A 3,232-nucleotide genomic window follows, 5' to 3' on the forward strand; every position below is an offset into this window, starting at 1 on the left:
GGCCTCGACGAGGTCCCGGCGCCCTGCCGTGTCCGGGGGTTCCCGCGGTCAGCGGCGGGCGGTGCGGGTGCGCCAGGGCAGCTCGACGGTGACGGTGGTCGGGCCGCCGTCGGGGCTGTCGACCAGGAAGACCCCGTCCACCGCGCGGATCCGCTCGGCCAGCCCGGCCAGGCCGCTGCCCGGGTACGGGGCCGCGCCGCCCTTGCCGTCGTCCTGGACCAGCACCATCAGCTGGTTGTCCGAACGCCAGACCTCGACCGTGGCGGAGCGGGCGCCGGCGTGCTTGGAGACGTTGGTCAGCAGCTCGCTGACGGTGAAGTAGGCGATGCCCTCGACCGCCGAGTCCGGGCGCTCGGGCTGCCCGTCCGGGCCGCTCAGGTCGACGCTCACCCGGACCCCGCCGGGGACGGTGCAGCGGGCGGCGACCGAGGACAGCGCGGCGTCCAGGCCGCGGTCGGTGAGCACCGCAGGGTGGATGCCGCGGGCCAGGTCGCGCAGCTCCTGGAGGGCCAGCTTCACCTCGCCGTGGGCGTTGTCGACCATCTTCGCGGCGGCCGCCATGTCGTCCTCGGACTCCACCTCGCGCAGCCGCTCCTTGGCCATGCCGAGGTCCATCGCCAGCGCGACCAGCCGGGCCTGGGCGCCGTCGTGCAGGTCGCGCTCGATCCGGCGCAGGTCGGCGGCGGCGGTGTCGACCACGGTGCCGCGGTCGTCCTCCAGCTCGCGCACCCGCTCGGCCAGGGCGCCCGGGAAGAGCAGCGACTCGATCAGCATGCGGTCGACCGCGGCCAGCCCGCGGATCACCCAGGGCAGCACCGGCCAGAGCACGATCACCGAGACCAGGGTCAGGGCGAAGCTGAGCACGCCCCAGGGCAGCATCAGCACGTTGTAGAGCGCCGAGCGCCAGTTCAGCAGGTCGGTGAGCTGGGCGATGGTGTAGCCGACCACCCCAGGGCGGCGCGGCTTCACCGGCTCCGGCTCGTCGATCGCGGAGTCGTACGCGGCGCGCGCCCGCCGCCGGCCCAGCGTGCCCAGGGAGCGCGAGACGGCCAGGCCGCCGGCCAGCATCGGCAGGCCGAGCACGGTGACCGACAGGCCCAGGCCGACCGCCAGCGTGGTCATGGCCAGCACGAAGCCGAAGATGCCGAGCGGCAGGTTCAGCAGCAGTTGGCCGACCTGGTGCCACATCCTCGTGCCGTACAGCGGCGGGCGCTCCATCCGGGCGTCCTGCTCCTTGATGGCGTCCACGGCGCGGTGCAGCGGCTTCATCCGGATCTACCGTCCCTACTTCGTCGTGCGGCTGGACCAAGCTTCCCGAACCGGGAGCGGTGGGTGCCATGGGGGTGATACATCTTCCCGGCCGGGGGTTAACCCCACCCCCGGGCCCGGTCACCGGACGCCCGCCCGGGTGTCCACCGGCCGTCTTGCGGAGCGGGCAGGGTTCGGGCGGAGCGGAGCGGTCCCCTTAGACTCACGCTTTGGCCATGGTTGGGCCGGTGAGAGCAAACGTCGTAGAACTGTCTTGAGGGCGGGTTCACGGCCGAGGTGGAGGCGAAGGCATGGAGGGGAAGCACGCGGCTGCCGTCGCGGCCGACCCGGCGGTCGGCAGCGGCTACTTCGACGCGTACGCCGCGATGGGCCTGATGGCCGTCGTCGGGGTGCTCTTCGTCGCCGTGGCGTTCACCGCCAACCGGCTGCTGCGGCCCGTGGTGTACTCGCCCGAGAAACTCCTCGCCTACGAGTGCGGGGTGGACCCGGTGGGCGAGGACTGGGCGCACACCCAGATCCGCTACTACGTGTACGCCTTCCTGTACGTGATCTTCGCGGTGGACGCGATCTACCTGTTCCCCTGGGCGACCGTCTTCGCCTCCGCCGGGTACGGCGCCGGAACGCTGATCGAGATGTTCCTGTTCATCGGCTTCCTCGCGGTCGGGCTGCTCTACGCCTGGAAGAAGGGCGTTCTGGAATGGACGTGACGCACTCCCACTCGCACGGCGGCGCACAGGGCGGTCCCGTCCCGCTCGGCCTGCCGGACCCCGCGCGCCCCGGCGCCGTCGAGCGCCGCGGCCTCGGCCCGCTGGCCCGGCTCGCGCCGGACCCGGTCAAGGTGGTGCTCAACTGGGGGCGCCGCTACAGCCTCTGGTGCTTCAACTTCGGGCTCGCCTGCTGCGCGATCGAGTTCATCGCCGCCTCCATGGCCAAACACGACTTCATCCGGATGGGTGTCATCCCGTTCGCGCCCGGACCCCGTCAGGCTGATCTGATGATCGTCTCCGGGACGGTCACCGACAAGATGGCGCCCGCCGTGAAGCGCCTCTACGAGCAGATGCCCGAGCCGAAGTACGTCATCTCCTTCGGCGCCTGCTCCAACTCCGGCGGCCCGTACTGGGACTCCTACTCGGTCACCAAGGGCGTGGACCAGATCATCCCGGTGGACGTCTACGTGCCCGGCTGCCCGCCGCGGCCGGAGGCGCTGCTCCAGGGCATCCTCAAGCTCCAGGAGAAGATCGCGGCCGAGTCCCTGCCGGACCGCTACACCGTGCCCGCGCCCGCGGCGGCGCTGCGCCGGCCGCTGGTGGCCGGGCCCTCGGGTGCGTCCGCGGCCGGTTCCGCGGCCGGCTCTTCGACCGAGGGAGGGGTCTCGTGACATCCGCCGAGCAGTACGCGGCGTCGGTCGGGGAGTGGGCGACCGGCGCCGAGGCGTACGGGCTGGTCACCGTCGACGTCCCGGCCGAGCACTGGACCGAGGCGCTCACCAACGCCCGGGACGTCCTGGGCCTGGGCTTCTTCGACTGGCTGAGCGCCGTCGACGAGCTCGCCGAGGGCTTCTCCGTGGTCGCGCACCTGGCCGCCGTCGAGGCGCCGGGCGTGCGGCACCTCGCGCTGCGCACCCGGGTGCCGCGCGACCGGGCCGCGCTGCCGACTGCCGTCCCGGTGTACGCCGGTGCCGCCTGGCACGAGCGCGAGACGCACGAGATGTTCGGCATCGACTTCCCCGGGCACCCCCACCTGGCCACCCTGCTGCTGCCGGACGGCTTCGAGGGGAACCCGCTGCGCAAGGAGTTCGTGCTCGCGGCCCGGGTCGCCAAGGACTGGCCGGGCGCCAAGGAGCCCGGCGAGTCCGACCACGGCGGCGGGCCGGCCCGGCGCAAGATGCAGCCGGCCGGTGTGCCGGACCCGAACGAGTGGGGGCCGCTCAAGGGCACCCTGCCGCCGGTCGCCGAGCGGCCCG

Annotated in this window: 4 protein-coding genes; 3 read left to right on the top strand and 1 reads right to left on the bottom strand. The window is 73.0% G+C overall.

The window, feature by feature from the left end:
• Positions 1-48: 48 nt before the first annotated feature.
• Positions 49-1,218 carry a sensor histidine kinase gene (locus ACFU6K_RS34835; RefSeq protein WP_380669994.1) on the bottom strand — a complete coding sequence of 390 codons (1,170 nt, stop codon included), beginning with the start codon at positions 1,216-1,218 and terminating at the stop codon, positions 49-51.
• Positions 1,219-1,559: 341 nt separating this feature from the next.
• Between ACFU6K_RS34835 and ACFU6K_RS34840 the strand changes: the two genes are divergently transcribed.
• The 3 genes from ACFU6K_RS34840 to ACFU6K_RS34850 all read left to right on the top strand — a co-directional run.
• A complete protein-coding gene (locus ACFU6K_RS34840; protein ID WP_380669988.1) occupies positions 1,560-1,976 on the top strand; it encodes an NADH-quinone oxidoreductase subunit A in 417 nt (138 codons plus the stop codon).
• Complete coding sequence (locus ACFU6K_RS34845) at positions 1,967-2,647, top strand: NADH-quinone oxidoreductase subunit B (RefSeq protein ID WP_380669990.1); 681 nt, start codon at positions 1,967-1,969, stop codon at positions 2,645-2,647. The genes ACFU6K_RS34840 and ACFU6K_RS34845 overlap by 10 nt, the downstream gene beginning before the upstream one ends.
• Positions 2,644-3,232: NADH-quinone oxidoreductase subunit C (locus tag ACFU6K_RS34850; protein WP_380669992.1), on the top strand; the 589-nt coding region annotated here is incomplete at its 3' end. The genes ACFU6K_RS34845 and ACFU6K_RS34850, both read left to right, overlap by 4 nt.

This window comes from Kitasatospora sp. NPDC057512 (genome assembly GCF_042802135.1).
Taxonomy (GTDB): Bacteria; Actinomycetota; Actinomycetes; order Streptomycetales; family Streptomycetaceae; genus Kitasatospora.